The following is a 21579-nucleotide window of genomic DNA, read 5'->3' on the forward strand; positions in this document are numbered from 1 at the left end:
CGGCCGACCGGCACGAGGGCGGATCGGCGGCGCATGGAGTACCCGGTGGAGCAGCAGCAGGGGTGGGGCGGGCCGGAGTCGGTGCCGCCGGGCGGCGCCTGGCCGGCCAACGAGCTGGAGCAGGTGCTGACGGCCGCGCTGGGCGACCCGGGCGCGACGCCGCGGGTGATCGAGGTGCTGGCCCGCAGCCAGGTGTGGATCCCGCTGCCGGCCGGGGGCGATCCGGCCGGGCAGTCGCTGGACCTGCCGACCGTCGAACTGGCCGGGGAGCCGTACGTGCCGGTGTTCTCCTCACAGGAGGTGTTCCTGCAGCAGGCGCCGGGGATGGCCTTCGCGATAGCGCCGGCCTGGGAGTTCGCCCGAGGACTGCCGCTGGGCGTGGGCATCGCGGTCAACCCCGAGGCCGCGGTGGGCATCCCGGTGCCGCCGCAGGGCGTGGCCGAGCTGCGCCGCGGGCCGCGGGAGGACCGCTGGGAGCAGCAGCCGGCGGCGCCGACCGGCGGCCGGGTGGCGCTGCGCGAGCCGGTGCCGGGGGAGGACCCGGAGTACTTCCTGGCCGCCTGCCGGGCCGAACTGTCGGCCCTGCCGGGAGTGCTGACCGCGCGCCGGGCACTGGCCAGCATCGAGGGCGAGCCGACCGTGATGTTCGTGGGCGTCCAGTTGGATCCGGCCGCCCCGGCGGACCCGGGCGCGGTGAACGAGGCGCTCGGCCGGGCGCTGGGAACCGCGCCGCTGCCGGGCGGCGTCCACCTCGTGCTGCTCGACCTCGCCGAGGACCCGGTGGTCGAGTGGTTGCTCACCCGGGTACTGCCTTTCTACACGCGGATGTGAGCGGGGATCGTTCGTGAGCACGTCGCCGTGGCGGCGGCCGGTGCCGCGCCATAGGGTGCGTGCAGACGGCTGACGGGCCGGCTGGGTTGAGGAAAGAGGCGCGGCGAGGTGGGCGCATGAGTGCGGGAGCGGGAAGCGGTGGGCCGGGCCCCTGGGGCCAGGCGCCGGCCGGGCGCCCGGCGGATCCGGGCGCGCTGGAGCGCGCCCTGCGCGACGTCGCGCCGGAGCGTTACGACGCGTACGAGCGGCTGCTGCACGCGCTCGCCGACGGCCAGGTCTGGATGCTGCTCTGGCACGGCACGCCGGGCAGCCCGGACGCGCAGTACGGGAACATGGAGATCAGCGGCCACGGCTACGCGCCGGCCGTGACCTCGCCCGAGCAGCTGACGGCCTCCGGCTGGGCCCGAGCACACGAGGTCATCTCCGGGCGGGAGATCGCCGCCTCGCTGTACCGCACCCGCTGGGGCCTGTGGCTCAACCCGCACGCGCCCGGCGGCGGGGTCGGCGTGCCGTGGGCGGACCTGCGGCGGATCGCCGCCGGTCTGGACCGGCTGCCGGCCGGCCCCCTGAAGCTGAGCGAGCCGCAGGTGAACGCCCAGCAGTTCTTCGCGCTGCTGGAGCGGCAGGCCGGCGAGGTGCGCGCGGTGCGGGCGCTGCGCCGGGCCTGGGTGCGGCCGACGGTGGGGGAGCCGTACCTGGCGATCGGCCTGGACCTGTACGAGAGTTCGCCGCCGGCCGTGGAGGCGGTGCGGGCGCTGATGCAGCGGGCGATCGCGGTGGCGCCGGAGGGGCTCGCGGTGTCCACGGTGGCGATGGCGGACGAGTACGACCCGGTGGCGCTGTGGATGCGGGCCAACGCCCGGCCGTTCTTCGACCGGGAGGCGGGGCGGCCGCCGGCCGGCCCGTACCCGCCGGCGCCGTACCCGGCGCAGTCGCTGCCGGGGCAGCCGGCCGCGGCGTGGCCCTACGGCGCCCAGCCGCCCGCGCCGGGCTGGGGGCAGCCGCAGGCGCCTCGGTCGTGGCCCGGATACCCCGGACGCTGATTGCCGGAACAGCCGAAGGCATATTCGCGAAGCCGACTTGATTGACCATCAGGTCGGCTTCGGTGCTTTCCGGACGAATTTCCCGTCCCCGAAGTCCACCCATCTTGACATGCCTGTTACAGCCGTGTGAAGAGGGATATGCCGAAGACCGGGGACGTGCATGCACGCAGATCACAGTTGGGCATCTGTCGGTTGTCAGGGCTGGCGCAAGCCAGTTCGCATGACAGAGAGTTCTGCGCAACGCATCGCGCGTACTGGAAACCCCACAAAGGTGAGCGCGCACGCCGACAGCTCGACCACGCGACGCCCATCCCGCGTGGTGGCAGTGCCTGTGCACGACGCACTGCCGCGCGCACCCGCTCCTCCTAAGCACCTCCGCACGTCCGCAGCCGCACCGCCGAAGCCGGCGCCCGGCACCCGTGGGCCGGCCACCGTCGGCGAGGGGACCAACTGACCATGACCGCATCCGTGACCACCGCCGGGCACGAACCGGAGGCGCCAGCCACCGCGAGCCCGGCCAAGACGATCGAGGGCCGTTCCCTCGGTCGGATCGCCTGGACCCGCTTCAAGCGGGACAAGGCCGCCGTCGCCGGCGGCATCGTGGTGATCCTGCTGATCCTGCTCGCCGTGCTGTCCGGGCCGATCGAGGCCCTGTTCGGACTCGACCCCGACCAGCCGAACCCGGACCTGCTGGACGCCGACCTCGGCGGCCTGCCGCTCGGGGACTGGGGCGGGATGAGCGGGGACCACCTGCTCGGCATCGACCCGCTGCAGGGTCGTGACCTGCTCGCCCGGGTGGTCGACGGCTCCTGGGTCTCCCTCCTGGTCGCCTTCGGCGCGACCCTGCTGTCCAACACCCTCGGCACCGTGCTGGGCGTGATGGCCGGCTACTACGGCGGCTGGGTGGACAACGTGATCAGCCGCCTGATGGACGTCTTCCTGGCGTTCCCGCTGCTGCTCTTCGCCATCGCGATCTCCGCCTCGCTCCAGGGCGGCGCGTTCGGCCTGCACGGCCTCCCGCTGCACCTCATGGTGCTGATCTTCGTCATCGGCTTCTTCAACTGGCCCTACATGGGCCGGATCGTGCGCGGACAGACCCTCTCGCTGCGCGAGCGGGAGTTCGTCCACGCCGCCCGCAGCCTCGGCGCCCGCGGCCCGTTCATCCTGTTCAAGGAACTGCTGCCGAACCTGGTCGGGCCGATCCTGGTGTACTCGACCCTGCTGATCCCGACGAACATCCTCTTCGAGGCCGGGCTGAGCTTCCTCGGTGTCGGCATCCAGCCCCCGCAGTCCTCCTGGGGCGGCATGCTCGCCGACGCGAAGAACTACTACCAGGTGGACCCCCAGTACATGGTGGTACCGGGCCTGGCGATCTTCATCACCGTGCTCGCGTTCAACCTGCTCGGCGACGGGCTTCGTGACGCCCTCGATCCCAAGAGCAACTGACCCGGCGTCGGAATTCTCCTTCCTCCACATCCTCAAGGGGTTGATCTCACCCATGCGTAGGTCCCGTACCGTCGCGTTGACCGCCGCGGCCGCCGCCGTTGTCCTGGTCGTGACCGGCTGTTCGTCCAGCTCGAAGAGCGGCGACGGCAAGTCCTCCTCCGCCGGCTCGAACGACGGCAGTGGTGCCGACGCGGCCACCAAGCAGATCGTCAACGTCTCGGACAAGAAGGGCGGGACGGTCACCTACGAGATGAAGGGCACCCCGGACTCGCTCGACCCGGGCAACACCTACTATGCGTACATCTACAACTTCTCGCGCCTGTACGCCCGTTCGCTGACCACCTTCAACCCGGCGGCCGGCGCCGACGGCAACAAGCTGGTGCCGGACCTCGCCGAGTCGATGGGCAAGCCCAGTGCCGACGGCCTGACCTGGACGTACAAGCTGCGCGCCGGCCTGAAGTACGACGACGGCACGGCGATCACCTCCAAGGACGTCAAGTACGCCGTGGAGCGCTCGAACTTCGCGCCCGAGGTGAACTCGAACGGCCCGACCTACTTCCACGACCTGCTGGTCGACAACGCGACGCCGTACCAGGGTCCGTACAAGGACAAGGACGGCGGCCTGAACTCGATCGAGACGCCGGACGACACCACGGTCGTCTTCCACCTGAAGCACCCCTTCGCCGACTTCGACTACCTGGTCAGCGCCCCGCAGACCGCGCCGGTCCCGCAGGCGAAGGACACCGGTGCCGACTACGTGAAGCACATCGTGTCCTCGGGCTCCTTCAAGTTCGAGTCCTACGAGGACGGCAAGCAGGCCGTCCTGGTGCCGAACACCAACTGGGACAAGAGCACCGACCCGATCCGGAAGCAGCTGCCGGACAAGATCGTGCTCAAGATGAACATCGACCAGGCCACCATCGACAAGGACCTGCTGGCCGGCAACGCCCAGGTCGACCTGGTGGGCGGCGGCGTCGACCCGCAGACCCAGGCGCAGATCCTGCGCGACCCGAAGCTCAAGGCCAAGACCGACAACGCCTACGGCGGCCGGCTGGTCTACATGGCGATCAACACCAAGGTCGCGCCGTTCGACAACCTGGAGTGCCGCAAGGCCGTCCAGTACGCGATCGACAAGGTCTCGGTGCAGACCGCGCTCGGCGGCCCGATCCGCGGCCAGATCGCCAACACCGTCCTGCCGCCGGACATCCCGGGCCACCAGGACTTCAACCTGTACGAGACCAAGGACAACAAGGGTGACCAGGCCAAGGCCAAGGACTCCCTGAAGGCCTGCGGCAAGGACGGCGGCTTCACCACCGTCCTGTCCGCCCGCACCGAGCGCGCCACCGAGGTCGCCGCGGCCACCGCGATCCAGGCCCAGCTGAAGAACATCGGCATCAACGTCGAGATCCAGCAGTACCCGCAGGGCAAGTACCTGACCGACTCGGCCGGTGCCCCGCAGTTCACCCAGGACCACAACATCGGTCTGATGATGATGCAGTGGGGCGCCGACTGGCCGACCGGCTACGGCTTCCTGCAGCAGATCGTCGACGGCCGCGCCATCAAGCCGTCCGGCAACAGCAACCTCGCCCAGCTGGACGACCCGGCCGTCAACAAGCTGCTCGACGACGCCGCGGTCAACTCCGACCAGGCCGCCCGCGAGAAGATCTACGGCGACATCGACAAGAAGGTCATGGAGTCCGCCTCCTACGTGCCGCTGACCGACTTCAAGGTCTTCCTGTACCGCTCGGACACCGCCACCAACGTCGCCTCCACCTCGGCTTTCTCGGGTGAGTACGACTACCTGAACATCGGCACCACCAAGTAAGAGCCTGGCTCCGCATCCCTGAAGGCAGGTGAAGGCAGCGGCGCCCGCCGCCGTCCGGCAGACCCCGGACGGCGGCGGGCCGCCGGAGCCGCCCAACTGTGTTTGCCTACATCATCCGCAGGATCCTCGCGGCCGCGGTGCTGCTGCTGGTCGTCAGCGCGGTCACCTTCGCGATCTTCTTCCTGCTCCCGCGCTTCGCCGGCGAGACCACCGACCAGCTGGCCGCGCAGTACATCGGGAAGAACCCGTCGCCCGAGGCGATCGCGGCGGTCAAACAGAACCTCGGCTTCGACCAGCCGCTGTACACCCAGTACTGGCACTTCCTGAAGGGCCTGGTCAGCGGCGCCGAGTACAAGTTCGGGCCGGAACCGGCCACCTGCCACGTGCCCTGCTTCGGCTACTCCTTCAAGAACCACCTGGAGGTCTGGCCGGAGATGACCAGCCGGATCCCGGTCACCATCTCGCTCGCCATCGGCGCGGCGGTGCTCTGGCTGATCTCCGGCGTCACCACCGGTGTGATCTCCGCGCTCAAGCCGCGCTCGATCTTCGACCGGCTCTCGATGGGCGTCGCGCTGGCCGGCGTCTCGCTGCCGGTCTTCTTCACCGGCGCCCTGCTGCTGACGGTCTTCAGCTACGAGTGGCCGATCCTGGACAACCTCGAGTACGTCGACTTCACCTCCGACCCGCTGATGTGGGCCCGCAACCTGATCCTGCCGTGGATCTCGCTGGCCTTCCTCTACTCCGCGCTCTACGCCCGGCTCACCCGCGCCGGGATGCTGGAGACGATGAGCGAGGACTACATCCGCACCGCCCGCGCCAAGGGCCTGGTCGAGCGCAAGGTGGTCGTCAAGCACGGCCTGCGCTCCGCGCTCACCCCCATCGTCACCATCTTCGGCATGGACCTCGGCCTGCTGCTCGGCGGTGCGCTGATCACCGAACAGGTCTTCTCGCTCAAGGGCGTCGGCCAGTTCGCCGTCCAGGCGATCACCGACAACGACCTGCCCAAGGTCCTCGGCGTCACCCTGCTGGCCGCCTTCTTCATCGTCGTCTGCAACCTCGTGGTCGACCTCCTGTACGCCCTCGTCGACCCCCGCGTGAGGCTCTCGTGACCGAGCTCCAGAAGACCCCGGCGGACGCCGCGTCGCCCCCGTCGGGCGACCCGTTCCTCTCCGTCCGCGACCTGCGGATCCACTTCGACACCGACGACGGCCTGGTCCGCTCGGTGGACGGGGTCAGCTTCGACGTCCACAAGGGCCGCACCCTGGGCATCGTCGGCGAGTCGGGCTCCGGCAAGTCCGTCACCTCGCTGGGCATCATGGGCCTGCACCGCTCCAAGCGGGCCCGGATCACCGGCGAGATCCGGCTGGGCGGCGAGGAACTGATCGCCGCCGGACCGGACCGGGTGCGCCAACTGCGCGGCCGCGAAATGGCGATGATCTTCCAGGACCCGCTGACCGCGATGCACCCCTACTACACGGTCGGGCAGCAGATCGTCGAGGCGTACCGGGTGCACCACCCCCAGGCCTCCAAGAAGCAGGCCCGCACCCGCGCGATCGAGATGCTCGACCGGGTCGGCATCCCGCAGCCCGACCGCCGGGTGGACGACTACCCGCACCAGTTCTCCGGCGGCATGCGCCAGCGCGCGATGATCGCCATGGCGCTGGTCAACGACCCCTCGCTGCTGATCGCCGACGAGCCCACCACCGCCCTGGACGTCACCGTCCAGGCGCAGATCCTGGACCTCATCCGCGACCTCCAGGAGGAGTTCGGCTCCGCCGTCATCATCATCACCCACGACCTCGGGGTGGTCGCCGAGCTGGCCGACGACATCCTGGTGATGTACGGCGGCAAGTGCGTCGAGCGCGGCCCCGCCGACACCCTCTTCGACGCCCCCGAACACCCCTACACCTGGGGCCTGTTGGGATCGATGCCGCGGCTGGACCGGGAGCTGCAGGAGCGGCTCGTCCCGGTCCGGGGCACCCCGCCGAGCCTGATCAACGTGCCGTCCGGCTGCGCCTTCCACCCGCGCTGCCCGTACGCCCAGCTGACCGGCGGACGTTCCACCGACGAGGTCCCGGTGCTGGCCGAGGCCACGCCCGGCCACTTCGCGGCCTGCCACCTGCCGGCCGACGAGCGGCACCGCATCTTCGCCGAAGAGATCGCGCCCCGGCTGTGAGCCCGGCCTCGTACCACCTTTCTGGAGAGAACCGATGACGGACACTCAGGCGGCCGCGGTCCCCGCGCCCGCGCCCGCCCCCGAGCGCGAGCCGCTGCTGAAGGTGACCGGCCTGGTCCGGCACTTCCCGATCCGCGGCGGACTGCTGCGGCGCCAGACCGGCGCGGTGCGGGCCGTCGACGGCATCGACTTCACGGTCAACGCCGGCGAGACGCTGGGCGTCGTCGGCGAGTCCGGCTGCGGCAAGTCGACCATGGGCCGGCTGGTCACCCGGCTCGACGAACCCACCGGCGGGAAGATCGAGTTCGAGGGCACCGACATCACCCATCTCAGTGCCGGCGCGATACGGCCGATGCGGCGCGACATCCAGATGATCTTCCAGGACCCGTACTCCTCGCTGAACCCGCGGCACACCGTCGGCACCATCGTCAGCGCGCCGTTCAAGCTCCAGGGCGTGCAGCCCGAGGGCGGGGTCAAGAAGGCCGTCCAGGAGCTGCTGGAGCTGTGCGGGCTCAGCCCCGAGCACTACAACCGCTACCCGCACGAGTTCTCCGGCGGCCAGCGCCAGCGCATCGGCATCGCCCGGGCGCTCGCCCTGAAGCCCAAGATGATCGTCGCGGACGAGCCGGTCTCCGCGCTGGACGTGTCGATCCAGGCGCAGGTGGTCAACCTGCTGGACGACCTCCAGCAGGAGCTGGGCCTGACCTACCTGATCATCGCGCACGACCTCTCGGTGGTCCGGCACGTCTCGGACCGGGTGGCGGTGATGTACCTCGGCAAGGTCGTGGAGATCGCCGACCGGGACTCGCTCTACCGCAGCCCGATGCACCCCTACACCACCGCCCTGATGTCGGCGGTGCCGGTGCCGGACCCGCGCCGGCGCCAGCGTTCCGGGCGCGAGCGGATCCTGCTCAAGGGCGACGTGCCCTCGCCGATCAACCCGCCCAGCGGCTGCCGGTTCCGGACGCGCTGCTGGAAGGCGCAGGACGTGTGCGCCGCCCAGGAGCCGCCGCTGGTGGCGCTGAAGACCGGGCACCAGGTGGCGTGTCACTTCCCGGAGGGTAGCGAGGGGAGCGACTGACACAGCCCGGAGGGGGGTACGGGCACCTCCTGAGACCGCAGGCGGAGGGGAGGGTTCCGCACAGGTCATAGTTGTGGGGTGACCTCGCAGATCTTCCCCTCCGACGTGCAGCAGTCCCTCGACCTCGCCGGCATCTTCGTCTTCGCCCTCTCCGGTGGCCTGCTCGCCGTCCGCAAGAACATGGACATCTTCGGGATCTGCGTACTGGCGGAGGCCACGGCGCTCGGTGGCGGGGTGATCCGCGACCTGGTGATCGGGGCGACACCGGTGGCCGCCTTCAGCAACTTCGGCTACTTCGTGACGCCGCTCGCCGCCGGCCTGGTGGTGTTCTTCCTGCACCCCCAGGTCGAGCGGATCAACCGGGCGGTGCAGACCCTGGACGCCCTCGGCCTCGGCCTGTTCTGCGTCACCGGCACCGCCAAGGCCCACGACTACGGGCTCGGCGCGGCCGCGGCCGTCGCCCTCGGGATGGTGACCGCGGCCGGCGGCGGGGTGATCCGCGACGTGCTGGCCGGGGAGATACCCTCCCTGCTGCGCTGGGACCGGGAGATCTACGCCGTCCCGGCCCTGGTCGGCGCCGCCCTGGTGGCCCTGCTGATCGGCGCCGACCGCCTCACCGGGGCCACCGGCACCGCCGCCGCGCTCACCGCTTTCGGGCTGCGGATGCTCGCCCTGAAGTACGGCTGGCGTGCCCCGCGGGCCTGGCACCGCAACGGTTCTCGCACCAGCGAGGAGTAGGCGAGCCGCCGCACGCGAGCGAGATCGCCTCGGCCGTGCAGAGCAGCTCCGGCACCATCCGGGCCAGCTCGGCCGGCCGGACCTGGCTGGCCGGGGCGCTCAGCGCGCAGGCCGCGACCGTGCGCCCGCCGCTGCCCGCGACCGGCGCGGCCACGCAGGTCACCGGCTCGCGGTGCTCGGCCGACTCGGCCGCCCAGCCGCGCAGGCGCACCGCCGCCAGCTCGGGCGGCAGTTCGTCCTCGCGGGCGCCGTCCTCGGGCAGCCCGGCGAGCAGCACCCGGCCGACCGCCGTGCCGGTCACCGGCGCCCGGCGCCCGATCCGGGACGGCCGGGCCGCCCGGGGCCCGGCCACCTCGTCCAGGTAGAGCACCTCGCCGTCGTGCAGCACGGCCAGCTGGACGGTGTAGCCGCAGCGGGCGTTGAGTGCGGCCAGGTAGGGCGCGGCGACCTGCCGGACGTCGAAATCCTCCAGTGCCCGGTCGGCGAGCGAGAGCACCCGGCCGCCGACCCGGTAGCGCAGATCCGGCTGGCGCCGGACGAAGCCGTGCTCCTCCAGGGTGCGCAGCAGCCGCAGCGCGGTGGACTTGTGCACCCCGAGGCTGCCCGCGGCCTGCTCCAGCGAGAGCGGCCCCTCGCCGAGCGAGCCGAGCAGGGTCAGCGCGCGGTCGACCGACTGCGACATGACGCCCCCCTGGAACTCGCTTGAGAAGTGTCCGTCAGGCTAACCGCTGGGTGGCGCAGTGGTGCAAACCAGTGCCGGACGCCGCCGTCCGGCCGGGGCGCGTCCGGTGGCCGGATCGAGGCACCGACCCGGGGCCCCGATCGTGGCGCCCTCTACAATCGGATGGTTATGCCATACCTGGACCATGCGGCGACCACGCCGATGCTGCCCGAGGCGATCGCCGCGATGACGGCGCACCTGGGGGTGGTCGGCAACGCCTCGTCCCTGCACGCGGCCGGCCGCCGGGCCCGCCGGGTGGTCGAGGAGTCCCGGGAGTCGCTGGCCGAGTCGCTGGGCGCCCGTCCGAGCGAGATCGTGCTCACCGGCGGCGGCACCGAGTCCGACAACCTGGCCGTCAAGGGCCTGTACTGGGCCCGCCGGGACGCCGACCCGGCCCGCACCCGGGTGCTGTGCAGCCCGGTCGAGCACCACGCGGTGCTGGACGCGGTGCACTGGCTCTCCGAGCACGAGGGCGCTTCGGTCGAGTACCTGCCGGTGGACACGTACGGCCGGGTGCACCCCGGGGAGCTCCGTTCGGCGATCGAGCGTGACCCGGCGTCCGTGGCCCTGGTCACCGTGATGTGGGCCAACAACGAGGTCGGCACCGTCCAGCCGGTGCGCGAACTCGCCGCCGTGGCCGCCGAGTACGGCATCCCGATGCACGCCGACGCGGTGCAGGCGCTCGGTCAGGTCCCGGTCTCCTTCGCCGACTCGGGGCTCACCGCGCTCACCGTCACCGGGCACAAGATCGGCGGTCCGTTCGGCATCGGCGCGCTGCTGCTCTCCCGGGGCGCCGCGCCCGTACCGCTGCTGCACGGCGGCGGGCAGGAGCGCGACGTGCGCTCCGGCACCCTGGACGCCCCCGCCGCCGCCGGCTTCGCGGCCGCCGCGGCGCTCGCCGTCGAACGGCGGGAGGAGCACGCGGCCGTGCTCGGCGGGCTGCGCGACGAACTGGTGGCGTCCGTCCTGGCCGCCGTCCCGGACGCGGTGCTCAACGGCGACCCGTCGACGGCGGGCAGGCTGCCCGCCAACGCCCACTTCTCCTTCCCCGGCTGCGAGGGCGACGCCCTGCTGATGCTGCTGGACGCCCAGGGCATCGAGTGCTCCACCGGCTCGGCCTGCTCGGCGGGCGTGCCGCAGCCCAGCCACGTGCTGCTCGCGATGGGCGTGGACCCGCTGCTGGCCCGCGCCTCGCTGCGGTTCTCGCTCGGGCACACCTCGGTGCGGCAGGACGTCACGGCGCTGGCGGCGGCCATCGGCCCGGCGGTGCTGCGGGCCCGCAACGCCGGGCTGGCGACCGTACGGCGGTAGGGCATGTCCGGCGGCCCCGTACGCTTGTAGTCACCATGACTGACTTCCCGGGTGCCCCGACCACTCCGTCCACCGGCCGCCTGCGCGTGCTCGCGGCGATGTCCGGCGGAGTCGACTCCGCCGTCGCCGCCGCCCGCGCCGTCGAAGCCGGCCACGAGGTGACCGGCGTCCACCTGGCGCTGTCCGCGAACCCCCAGTCCTTCCGCACCGGCGCGCGCGGCTGCTGCACCATCGAGGACTCCCGGGACGCCTGGCGGGCCGCCGACGTGATCGGCATCCCCTTCTACGTCTGGGACCTCGCCGAGCGCTTCCGCGAGGACGTGATCGACGACTTCGTCGCCGAGTACGCCGCCGGGCGGACGCCGAACCCGTGCCTGCGCTGCAACGAGAAGATCAAGTTCGCCGCGCTGCTCGACAAGGCGGTCGCCCTCGGCTTCGACGCCGTCTGCACCGGCCACTACGCCCGGATCGTCGACCTGCCGTCCGGCGAGCGCGAGCTGCACCGGGCCGTGGACGCCGCCAAGGACCAGTCCTACGTCCTCGGCGTGCTCGACTCCGACCAGCTGGCCCACTCGCTCTTCCCGCTCGGTGACACCACCAAGGAGGAGATCCGCGCGGAGGCCGAGCGCCGGGGCCTGGCCGTCGCCAAGAAGCCGGACAGCCACGACATCTGCTTCATCGCCGACGGCGACACCCAGGGCTTCCTCGCCAAGCACCTCGGCACCGCGACCGGCGACATCCTCGACGTCGACGGCACCAAGCTCGGCGAGCACGACGGCGCGTACGGCTTCACCATCGGCCAGCGCAAGGGCCTGCGGATCGGCCGCCCGGCGGCCGACGGCAAGCCGCGCTACGTGCTCGACATCTCCCCGGTGAACAACACCGTGACGGTCGGCCCCGTCGAGGGCCTCGACGTCACCGCGCTCACCGCCATCCGCCCCCGCTGGTGCGGCACCGAGCCCCTGGCCGAGGGCCGCTACACCGCCCAGCTGCGCGCGCACGGCGAGGAGGTCCCGGTGAGCGCGTCGGTGGTCGACGGCGAGCTCCACGTGCGCCTCGACACCCCGGCCCGGGGCATCGCCCCCGGCCAGGCCGTGGTGCTGTACGACGGCACCCGGGTGGTCGGCTCCGCCACGATCGCCACGACGGAGCGCCCGGCCGTCACGGCGTAGCCGGCCGCTCCGCTCCGGTCCGGTCCGGTCCGGTCCCGCACGGCGAAGGGGGTCGGCCCCCCATCGCCGGCGGGTGGGCGTGATAGACCAGTCAGCACTATGAACATCTGCGTCTTCTGCTCCGCGTACTCGCTCGACGACCGCTACTCCGCCCCCGCCGCCGAATTCGCCCGGCTGCTGGGCGAGGGCGGGCACACCCTGGTCTGGGGCGGCTCGAACGCCGGGCTGATGGGCCTGCTCGCCGACGGGGTGAAGGCGGCGGGCGGCAAGCTGGTCGGCATCATGGTCGAGATGCTGAAGCACAAGGGCTACGTCGGCGCCGACGAACTGTTCATGGCCCTCGACCTGGCCGAACGGAAGGCGGAGCTGGCCGCCCGCGCGGACGCCATCGTGGTCCTGGTGGGCGGCCTGGGGACCATGGACGAGGTCACCGAGGTGCTGGAGCTCAAGAAGCACGGGATGTTCGAGAAGCCGGTCGTCGTCCTCGACGCCGAGGGCTTCTACGCGGGCCTGCGCACCCAGCTGGAGCGGATGGACGCCGAGGGCTTCCTGCCACGGCCGCTGTCGGAGCTGGTCACCTTCGCCGACACGCCCGCCGAGGTCTTCGTGCAGCTCAAGGCCTGAGAGGATCGGAGCCATGCCTGCACATCTGATCACCGGCGCCGGATCCGGCATCGGCGCCGTCCTGACCGAGCTGCTCGCCGAACGAGGGGACGAACTCTGGCTGCTGGCCCGCGACGCCCGTCGCGCCGCGCAGCTGCGGGAGCGGTTCCCCGGCGCCCGCACCCTGGTCGGCGACCTCGGCGACCCCGGCAGGCTCTCCTGGGCCCTGGGGCACCAGCAGCCGCCCGTCGAGCTGGACTCGCTGCTGCACGTCGCGGGCGTCGTCGAGCTGGGCACGGTCGGCGACCTCTCGGTCAAGGCGTGGCAGGAGACGCTCAACGTCAACCTCACCGCGCCCGCCGAACTGACCCGGCTGCTGCTCCCGTCCCTCCGGCTCGCCAAGGGGCACGTGGTCTTCGTGAACTCCGGCGCCGGCCTCACCGCCCACGCCGAGTGGTCGGCGTACGCGGCCAGCAAGCACGGCCTCAAGGCGCTCGCCGACGCCCTGCGCCAGGAGGAGCACCCGAACGGCGTGCGGGTCACCTCGGTCTACCCGGGCCGCACCGCCACCGCGATGCAGGCCAAGGTGCACCAGCAGGAGGGCAAGGAGTACGACGCCGCCCGCTGGATCGAGCCGGAGTCCGTGGCCAAGGCGGTCCTCGCAGCCCTGGACGCCTCCCGCGACGCCGAGATCACCGACATCACCGTCCGCCCCGGGCGCTGACCGGCCGGGTGCCGCCGCGCACTAGGCTCGGACGGGTGAGTACCGGACACCCCTTCCCTGACCTGCGCGGCGCCGCCACCGGCGTCGGCTCGCTGCCCGGCACCGACGCCCGGGAGGCCGCCAGGACCTCCACCGGGGCGCTGGAGCAGCTGCCGTTCCTGCCCGAACTGCCCGCGCGCGGCCCCGGCGCCGACATGATCGGCCGTAGTGCCGGGCTGCTGGTCGAGCTGTTCGCCCAGACCGAACCGTCCGGCTGGCGGTTCGCCGACCGCCCCGGCCGGGACACCCGGCGCGCCCGCTCCTGGCTCGGGGAGGACCTGGACGCCCTGGAGGAGTTCGCCCAGGGCTACCAGGGCGCGCTCAAGGTGCAGGCCGTCGGCCCGTGGACGCTGGCGGCGGCCGTCGAGCTCAAGCACGGGGAGAAGGCGCTCTCCGACCACGGCGCCTGCCGGGACATCGCGGGTTCGCTCGCCGAGGGCCTGCGCCGGCACCTCGCGGAGGTGCGCGGGCGCGTCCCGGGGGCGCAGCTCGTCCTCCAGCTGGACGAGCCCGCGCTGCCCGCCGTGCTCGAGGGCCAGGTGAAGACCGCGAGCGGCTTCCAGCGGCTGCGCGCCGTGGACCGGCAGGTCGCCGAGGAGGCGCTGCGGGAGCTGATCCGCGGCCTGGACGCGCCCGTGGTGGTGCACAGTTGCGCCCCGGACGTGCCGGTGCCGCTGCTGCGCCGGGCCGGAGCCGCCGGCATCTCGCTGGACCTCTCGCTCCTCACCGAGCGCCAGGACGACGACCTCGGCGAGGCGGTCGAGGGCGGCACGGTGATCCTCGCCGGTGTCGTCCCGTCCACTGACCAGGCGGTGTCGGACCCGGCCGGTAGTGTCCAGGGTGTCAGGATCTTGTGGCGCAGGCTCGGGTTCGCCCCGGAGCTGCTGGGCCGCCGCGTGCTGGTGACGCCGACCTGCGGGCTCGCCGGGGCCTCCCCGGCGTACGCGCGCAAGGCGCTGTCGCTGGCGGCGCGGGCGGCACAGAGCCTGGTGGACAACCCGGAATGAGAGCGTAGGAGGGCTTGCGGTGACGGCTGTCGAGGGCTGGGAGGACGTCCCGGCGGAGGTGCGCAGGCGGCACGCCGAGCTGGCGCAGGAGATCAGCGACCACCGGGCCCGGTACTACGAGCAGGACGCGCCGGTCATCAGCGACGCCGAGTTCGACGCGCTGATGCGCGAGCTGGAGGCGCTCGAGGCCGAGCACCCGGCGCTGGTCACGCCCGATTCGCCGAGCCAGAAGGTCGGCGGCGCCGCCACCGGGCTGTTCGCCGAGGTCGAGCACCGCGAGCGGCTGCTCAGCCTCGACAACGCGATGGACGACGAGGAGCTCGCCGCCTGGGCCGAGCGGGTCGCCACCGAGCTGCACGGCATCGACTACCACTACCTGTGCGAGCTCAAGGTGGACGGCCTGGCCGTCAACCTCACCTACGAGAACGGCCAGTTGGTGCAGGCGGCGACGCGCGGCGACGGCCGGGTCGGCGAGGACATCACCGCGAACATCCGCACCATCAAGGAGATCCCGCACCGGCTCAAGGGCGAGAACATCCCCGAGCTGGTCGAGATCCGCGGCGAGGTCTACTTCCCGACGGAGGCCTTCGAGGCGCTCAACGCCTCGTTCGTGGCGGAGAACGAGCGCCGTCGCCAGGAGAACGAGGAGCGCGCCAAGGAGGGCAAGCGGCCTCGGGCGATGATCCGGCTGTTCATGAACCCGCGCAACGCCGCCGCCGGTTCGCTGCGCCAGAAGGACCCGCACATCACCGCCTCCCGTCCGCTGCACATGGTGGTGCACGGCATCGGGGCCCGGGTGGGCTTCGACATCGACTGCCAGTCGCACGCCTACCGGTTGCTGCAGGACTGGGGCCTGCCGACGGCCCGGCACAACAAGGTGGTCGGGACCCTCGACGAGGTGCGGGCGTTCATCAAGCACTTCGGCGAGCAGCGGCACTCCGTCGAGCACGAGATCGACGGCGTGGTGGTCAAGGTGGACGAGATCGCCCTCCAGGGCCGGCTGGGCGCCACCTCCAAGTCGCCGCGCTGGGCGATCGCCTGGAAGTACCCGCCGGAGGAGGTCACCGGCAAGCTGGCCGAGATCAAGGTCGGCATCGGCCGCACCGGCCGCGCCACGCCGTACGCGGTGCTGGCCGAGCCGGTGAAGGTGGCCGGCTCGATGGTGCAGTACGCGACGCTGCACAACCAGGAGGTCGTCAAGGCCAAGGGCGTGCTGCTCGGTGACACCGTGGTGCTGCGCAAGGCCGGTGACGTCATCCCGGAGATCCTCGGCCCGGTGGAGGACCTGCGGGACGGCAGCGAGCAGGCCTTCGTGATGCCCTCGCACTGCCCGGAGTGCGGCAGCGAGCTGCGCCCGATGGCCGAGGGGGACATCGACCTGCGCTGCCCGAACGCGCAGCACTGCCCGGCCCAGATCCGGGAGCGGATCGCCTTCCTCGGCGGGCGGTCCTGCCTGGACATCGAGGGGCTCGGTTACGTGGCGGCCACCGCGCTGACCCAGCCGCTGCCGCCGGTCGAGCCGCCGGTGCGCAACGAGGGCGACATCTTCGGGCTGACCGAGGAGCAGCTGCTGCCGATCAAGGTGCTGGTGCGCGACCAGAAGACCGGCATGCCCAAGCTGGACGACGTCACCGGCGAGGAGAAGGAGGTGTTCTTCTTCGCCACCACCACGGGGGCGGCGAAGAAGAACACCGGGGTCCTGCTGGAGAACCTCGCCAACGCCAAGGAGCGCCCGCTGTGGCGCTACCTCAACGGGCTGTCCATCCGGCACGTCGGTCCGGTCGCCGCCCAGGTGCTGGTCCGGGAGTTCCGCGACCTGGACCGGATCTTCTCGGCCACCGAGGAGGAGCTGGCCGCCGCCGAGGGGGTCGGCCCGACCATCGCCCGCTCGATCACGGAGTGGTACCAGGTCGACTGGCACCGGGAGATCCTGGAGAAGTGGCGTGCCGCCGGCGTCCGCTTCACCGAGGAGTTCGCGGACGAGGAGGGGGCGGAGCGCCCGCTGGAGGGCCTGACCGTCGTGGTGACCGGCACGCTGGCCGGGCACACCCGGGACGGCGCCAAGGAGGCGCTGACCTCGCGCGGAGCGAAGGTGACCGGTTCGGTTTCGAAGAAGACCGACTTCGTGGTCGCCGGTGACAACCCGGGGTCCAAGTACGACAAGGCCCTTCAGCTGGGACTGCCGATCCTGGACGACGCCGGCTTCGCCGTGCTGCTCTCCGACGGGCCGTCGGCCGCCCGTGCCCACCTGGGGCTTCCGGAGCCCGAGCAGGCCGCCGAGCCGCAGGAGGCGGCCGCCGAGGGCTGATTCGAGGCCGCCCCGAGCAACCGGTGCCCACAACCGTGTTGTTATCGTCCTGATGCTGCGTCATCGGGTGTCGTTCAGTGAAAGCGGGCATTGTGTCACTGCCCGGCACCCGGGCGCGGTGATGCGTTTCCGGTTGTCCGAAAGTCTGCCCACCGGGTGGACCCCGGCATACCCTGGAGCGCAACAGAGTGTCAGCAGGGGTGGGGGCACCGGCTGAGCCGGGGCTCCTCGGGGTCGCTCCATGCCCGACAGCTGTCGGTACCGGCACGGTGCCTCACCGTAAGGCGGCCTGACGGGGCGGGCCCGACGGAGGACAGGGCTTATGGATCGTACGACCGGCGGCGCGCCCACACGCCCGCCGCAGGGGGTGGCGGGTGCGGTCCTGCTGCTCGGCGTGCTGCTGGCCGGTGCGGCGCCGCTCATCCCGCTGGCCGTCCTGGTCTACCGGTACGAACCCGAACTGCTGCCGCTGTTCGCGGTGCCGCTGGCGGTGCTGGTGGCCGCCTGGCGGATCGCCCGGGACCGCGCCCGCGACCAGCTGACCGACCCGCTGACGGACCTGCCCAACCGTCAGGCCTTACTGCTGGCCGCCCAGGAGGCGATCGTCGAGCGCGAGGAGGGCTATAGCGTCGGTCTCATACTGCTCGACCTCGACCGGTTCAGATCACTCAACGACACACTGGGACATACGGCCGGCGACCGGCTGCTGGTTCACATCGCCCGCCGGCTCCACCGCGCGCTGCGCTCCGGCGGCACGGCCGGCAGCGCCACCCGGGAGTCCATCGACGACGTCTTCGTCGGCCTGCCCCGGCACTACCGGCGCGGCCGCCCGATGGTGGCCCGGATGGGCGGAGACGAGTTCGCCGTCCTGCTGCCCGGCATCAACTGCCCGGACAGCCTGGAGCGGGTCGCCAAGGCGCTGATCGCCGAACTCGCCGCGCCGATCCGCCTGGACGGCCTGCTGCTGGTGCTGGAGGCCAGCGCCGGCGTCTGCGTCTACCCGCAGGACGCCCAGGACGCCGAGTCCCTGCTGCGCCGCGCCGACGTGGCGATGGGCCACGCCCAGCAGGAGTGCAGCGGAGTCGCCCAGTACGACGAGACCCAGGACGCCGACACCCCGTACCGGATAGGCCTGCTCGGGGACCTGCGCCGAGCCCTGGAGATCGGCGAGGTGCAACTGCACTACCAGCCGAAGGTGGCCTTCGACGGCCGGGTGGTCGGCCTGGAGGCGCTGCTGCGCTGGGAGCGCCCCGGGCAGGGGAAGGTCTCGCCGGACGAGTTCGTCGGGCTCGCCGAGTCCAGCGGCCTGATGCCCCGGCTCACCGACTACGTGCTGGAGGCCGCCGTCGGCCAGCTCGCCTACTGGCGCGACCAGGGGCTTCAGGTGCAGGTCGCGGTCAACGTCTCGCCGCGCGACGTGCTCAACCCCGGCTTCGCCCAGCGCGTCGCCGGCCACCTCGTCCGCCACCAGGTGCCGGCCCACGCGCTGCAGCTGGAGATCACCGAGCGGCTGCTGCTCGACGACTCCCGGCGCGCCGCCGACACCCTGGCCGAGCTGCGCGGCTACGGCGTCGGGATGTCCCTGGACGACTTCGGCACCGGCCACTCCTCGCTGGTGCGGCTGCGCAGCCTGCCGGTCGGCGAGCTGAAGATCGACCGCTCCTTCGTCTCCCGGATGGTCGCCGACGACCACGACGCGGCGGTGGTCCGCTGCTCGGTGGAGCTGGCCCACTCGCTGGGCCTGACGGTCGTCGCCGAGGGCGTCGAGGACGACGAGACCTGGGAGCGGCTGCACCGCATGGGCGTGGACGCCGTCCAGGGCTGGCTGGTGTCGGCCGCGCTGCCCGCCGAGCAGGCCACCGCGTGGCTGCGGGTGCACCGCACCACCTCGGCCCCGCCGGTGGAGCGCCTCGGCGCCCCGCCGCAGCTCCCGTCGGTCATCAGGCCGGTCGCCCAGCCGCTGACCCAGCCCGCCGCCCAGCCCGCCCCGCTGCCCCCGGTGCTGCCGCCGACGCTGCCGCCCGTGCTGCCGCCGGCCGTCCGGGCCGTGCCGTGCACCCAGCCGCTGCAGGCCGCGCAGCTGGAGATCCAGGCGCCCGGCACCCCGGACTGGGCCCGCACCAGGCCGCAGTAGCGGCTCCGCGGGGGCCGCGGCGCCCGGGGTGACCGGGGTGCGCGATCACTCGTTGGCCGGTGGCCGGGCCGGGCCCCATAGGATGGGGTCCAAAGACCACGAGGACGGAGCACCGAACCGGCTGCTCCTGCCCGGGCCCGGCACCGCCGCAGGCACCGCCGGGCCTCACCAGAACTCACCCTGAGGATCGCTGCATGCCTGGCATCACGCGCGAGGAGGTCGCCCACCTCGCCCGGCTGTCGCGTCTTGAGCTGAAGCCCGAAGAGCTGGACCACTTCGCCGAGCAGCTCGACGTGATCATCGGCGCGGTCGCCCGCGTTTCCGAGGTCGCCGGACAGGACGTCCCGCCGACCTCCCACCCGCTGCCGCTGACCAACGTCATGCGTGCGGACGAGGTGCGGCCGTCGCTCACCCCGGAGCAGGCGCTGTCCGGCGCCCCCGCCGCCGAGGAGCAGCGTTTCCGTGTGCCGCAGATCCTCGGGGAGGACTGACCGAGATGACCGAGATGACCGAGCTGATCCGCCGCACGGCCGCCGAGACCGCCGCCGCCATCGCCAAGGGCGAGGTGTCCGCCGTCGAGGTCGCCCAGGCGCACCTGGACCGCATCGAGGCCGTCGACAAGAAGGTCAACGCCTTCCTGCACGTCGACACCGAGGGCGCGCTGAACGCCGCCAAGGCCGTCGACGAGAAGCGCGCCAAGGGCGAGGAGCTGGGCCCGCTGGCCGGCGTCCCGCTCGCGCTGAAGGACGTCTTCACCACCAAGGGCATCCCGACCACGTGCGGGTCGAAGATGCTCGAGGGCTGGATCCCGCCGTACGACGCCACGCTGACCGCCCGTCTCAAGGACGCCGGCGTCGTCATCCTCGGCAAGACCAACATGGACGAGTTCGCGATGGGCTCCTCCACTGAGAACTCCGCCTACGGCCCGACCGGCAACCCGTGGGACCTCACCCGCATCCCCGGCGGCTCCGGCGGCGGTTCGGCCGCCGCGCTGGCCGCCTTCGAGGCCCCGCTGGCGATCGGCACCGACACCGGCGGCTCGATCCGCCAGCCCGGCGCCGTCACCGGCACCGTCGGCGTCAAGCCGACCTACGGCTCGGTGTCCCGCTACGGCCTGGTCGCCTTCTCCAGCAGCCTGGACCAGGGCGGCCCGTGCGCCCGCACCGTGCTGGACGCGGCGCTGCTGCACGAGGCCATCGCCGGGCACGACCCGTTGGACTCCACCTCGATCGACGCGCCCGTCCCGGCCGTGGTCGAGGCCGCGAAGCTGCGCGACGTGCGCGGCATGCGGATCGGCGTGGTCAAGGAGTTCGCCGGCGAGGGCTACCAGGCCGGCGTGATGCAGCGCTTCAACGAGTCGGTGGAGCTGCTGCGAGAGCTGGGCGCCGAGGTCGTCGAGGTCTCCTGCCCGTCCTTCACCCTGGCGCTGCCGGCGTACTACCTGATCGCGCCGTCGGAGTGCTCCTCCAACCTGGCCCGCTTCGACGCCATGCGCTACGGCCTGCGGGTCGGCGACGACGGCAGCCGCTCGGCTGAGGAGGTCACCGCGCTGACCCGTGAGGCCGGCTTCGGCGACGAGGTCAAGCGCCGCATCATCCTGGGCACCTACGCGCTGTCCTCGGGCTACTACGACGCCTACTACGGCTCGGCCCAGAAGGTCCGCACGCTCATCTCGCGCGACTTCGACGCGGCCTTCGCCGGGGTGGACGTGCTGGTCTCGCCGACCACGCCGACCACCGCCTTCCCGATCGGCGAGCGCGCCGACGACCCGATGGCGATGTACCTGGCCGACCTGTGCACGATTCCGTCGAACCTTGCGGGCAACGCGGCCATGTCGCTGCCGGTCGGCCTGGCGCCGGAGGACAATCTCCCGGTCGGCCTGCAGATCATCGCACCCGCGATGGCGGACGACCGCCTGTACCGCGTGGGCGGCGCCGTCGAGGCCGCACTCAACGACAAGTGGGGGCACACCCTGCTGGAGGAGGTACCGGCACTGTGAGCAAGATCGAGAAGGCCAAGGCCCAGTCCGCTTCGCTCAAGGGGTGGAAGCACAGCAAGCCCGGCCTGTGGCTGTCCATCGGCACCAGCGCCTTCGGCGCGGTCTCCATCGTCAAGGACGCCCGCAAGGCCCGCGAGGAGAACGACACCCTCAAGCTGGTCAACGCCCTGGTCGGCGCCGCCGCGCTGATCACCGGCACCGCCCTGATGGTGCGGGAGCTGCGCCGGCTGGGCTCCGACGACGTGCTGCTGGGCTGAGCCGAGCCGAGTGCCCCGGGGCGGGGGGGGGGGGGGGGGGGGGGGGGGGGGGGGGGTCGGGGGGGGGGGGGGGGGGGGGGGAGCCGCGGCAAAAATGGTTGTGGTGGGGGGGTGTGGGTCTGGGGGGCTGCGCGCCCAACCCAGATGCTGGAGGGGATGGTTTT

18 protein-coding genes and 1 pseudogene are annotated in these 21579 nt (G+C 72.2%); 18 read left to right on the forward strand and 1 reads right to left on the reverse strand.

Annotated elements, in window-relative coordinates:
• The first annotated feature begins 45 nt into the window (after window positions 1–45).
• The 8 genes from ACZ4WV_RS02905 to ACZ4WV_RS02940 all read left to right on the forward strand — a co-directional run bounded on the left by ACZ4WV_RS02905 (window position 46) and on the right by ACZ4WV_RS02940 (window position 9140).
• Window positions 46–831 (forward strand): enhanced serine sensitivity protein SseB C-terminal domain-containing protein, encoded by a 786-nt coding sequence (locus tag ACZ4WV_RS02905; protein WP_465742116.1) that lies wholly within the window; start codon window positions 46–48, stop codon window positions 829–831.
• Window positions 832–947: 116 nt separating this feature from the next.
• Entirely contained in the window at window positions 948–1874 is a 927-nt protein-coding gene (locus tag ACZ4WV_RS02910) for an enhanced serine sensitivity protein SseB C-terminal domain-containing protein (protein ID WP_465742118.1), read from the forward strand.
• 456 nt (window positions 1875–2330) lie between these two features.
• Entirely contained in the window at window positions 2331–3320 is a 990-nt protein-coding gene (locus ACZ4WV_RS02915; RefSeq protein ID WP_465742120.1) for an ABC transporter permease, read from the forward strand.
• 52 nt (window positions 3321–3372) lie between these two features.
• Complete coding sequence (locus tag ACZ4WV_RS02920) at window positions 3373–5145, forward strand: ABC transporter substrate-binding protein (protein ID WP_465742122.1); 1773 nt, start codon at window positions 3373–3375, stop codon at window positions 5143–5145.
• A 98-nt stretch (window positions 5146–5243) separates the two neighbouring features.
• On the forward strand, window positions 5244–6254 hold the full coding sequence (locus tag ACZ4WV_RS02925; protein ID WP_465742124.1) for an ABC transporter permease: 1011 nt from the start codon (window positions 5244–5246) through the stop codon (window positions 6252–6254).
• Window positions 6251–7321, forward strand: coding sequence for an ABC transporter ATP-binding protein (locus ACZ4WV_RS02930; protein ID WP_465742126.1), 1071 nt, complete (start codon window positions 6251–6253; stop codon window positions 7319–7321). The genes ACZ4WV_RS02925 and ACZ4WV_RS02930 overlap by 4 nt, the downstream gene beginning before the upstream one ends.
• Window positions 7322–7355: 34 nt before the next feature.
• Window positions 7356–8402: an ABC transporter ATP-binding protein gene (locus ACZ4WV_RS02935; protein ID WP_465742128.1), complete on the forward strand. Its 1047-nt coding sequence runs from the start codon at window positions 7356–7358 to the stop codon at window positions 8400–8402.
• 78 nt (window positions 8403–8480) lie between these two features.
• Window positions 8481–9140, forward strand: coding sequence for a trimeric intracellular cation channel family protein (locus tag ACZ4WV_RS02940; RefSeq protein WP_465742130.1), 660 nt, complete (start codon window positions 8481–8483; stop codon window positions 9138–9140).
• Here the strand turns inward: ACZ4WV_RS02940 and ACZ4WV_RS02945 are convergent.
• Entirely contained in the window at window positions 9046–9822 is a 777-nt protein-coding gene (locus ACZ4WV_RS02945; RefSeq protein WP_465742132.1) for an IclR family transcriptional regulator, read from the reverse strand. The genes ACZ4WV_RS02940 and ACZ4WV_RS02945 overlap by 95 nt on opposite strands.
• Before the next feature lie 168 nt (window positions 9823–9990).
• On the opposite strand from ACZ4WV_RS02945, the gene ACZ4WV_RS02950 reads away from it, so the two are divergent.
• The 10 genes and pseudogenes from ACZ4WV_RS02950 to ACZ4WV_RS02995 all read left to right on the forward strand — a co-directional run bounded on the left by ACZ4WV_RS02950 (window position 9991) and on the right by ACZ4WV_RS02995 (window position 21415).
• Window positions 9991–11172, forward strand: coding sequence for a cysteine desulfurase family protein (locus ACZ4WV_RS02950; RefSeq protein WP_465742134.1), 1182 nt, complete (start codon window positions 9991–9993; stop codon window positions 11170–11172).
• Window positions 11173–11207: 35 nt separating this feature from the next.
• Window positions 11208–12344: a tRNA 2-thiouridine(34) synthase MnmA gene (gene mnmA, locus ACZ4WV_RS02955; protein ID WP_465742136.1), complete on the forward strand. Its 1137-nt coding sequence runs from the start codon at window positions 11208–11210 to the stop codon at window positions 12342–12344.
• 99 nt (window positions 12345–12443) lie between these two features.
• The gene (locus tag ACZ4WV_RS02960; protein ID WP_465742138.1) at window positions 12444–12968 is read left to right on the forward strand and encodes an LOG family protein; all 525 of its coding nucleotides are present in this window, start codon (window positions 12444–12446) and stop codon (window positions 12966–12968) included.
• Window positions 12969–12981: 13 nt separating this feature from the next.
• Window positions 12982–13671, forward strand: coding sequence for an SDR family oxidoreductase (locus ACZ4WV_RS02965; RefSeq protein ID WP_465742140.1), 690 nt, complete (start codon window positions 12982–12984; stop codon window positions 13669–13671).
• 35 nt (window positions 13672–13706) lie between these two features.
• A complete protein-coding gene (locus tag ACZ4WV_RS02970) occupies window positions 13707–14717 on the forward strand; it encodes a methionine synthase (RefSeq protein WP_465742142.1) in 1011 nt (336 codons plus the stop codon).
• A 19-nt stretch (window positions 14718–14736) separates the two neighbouring features.
• On the forward strand, window positions 14737–17025 hold the full coding sequence (gene ligA, locus ACZ4WV_RS02975; RefSeq protein WP_465742144.1) for an NAD-dependent DNA ligase LigA: 2289 nt from the start codon (window positions 14737–14739) through the stop codon (window positions 17023–17025).
• Between the two features lie 385 nt (window positions 17026–17410).
• A pseudogene (locus ACZ4WV_RS02980) lies at window positions 17411–19191 on the forward strand (putative bifunctional diguanylate cyclase/phosphodiesterase); the annotation flags it as partial.
• Between the two features lie 162 nt (window positions 19192–19353).
• Window positions 19354–19650, forward strand: coding sequence for an Asp-tRNA(Asn)/Glu-tRNA(Gln) amidotransferase subunit GatC (gatC, locus tag ACZ4WV_RS02985; RefSeq protein ID WP_030057414.1), 297 nt, complete (start codon window positions 19354–19356; stop codon window positions 19648–19650).
• Window positions 19651–19664: 14 nt separating this feature from the next.
• The gene (gene gatA, locus ACZ4WV_RS02990; protein ID WP_465742184.1) at window positions 19665–21158 is read left to right on the forward strand and encodes an Asp-tRNA(Asn)/Glu-tRNA(Gln) amidotransferase subunit GatA; all 1494 of its coding nucleotides are present in this window, start codon (window positions 19665–19667) and stop codon (window positions 21156–21158) included.
• A complete protein-coding gene (locus tag ACZ4WV_RS02995) occupies window positions 21155–21415 on the forward strand; it encodes a hypothetical protein (RefSeq protein WP_465742146.1) in 261 nt (86 codons plus the stop codon). The genes gatA and ACZ4WV_RS02995 overlap by 4 nt, the downstream gene beginning before the upstream one ends.
• Window positions 21416–21579 lie beyond the last annotated feature (164 nt).

It is taken from the genome of Kitasatospora sp. NPDC029312, assembly GCF_055569215.1.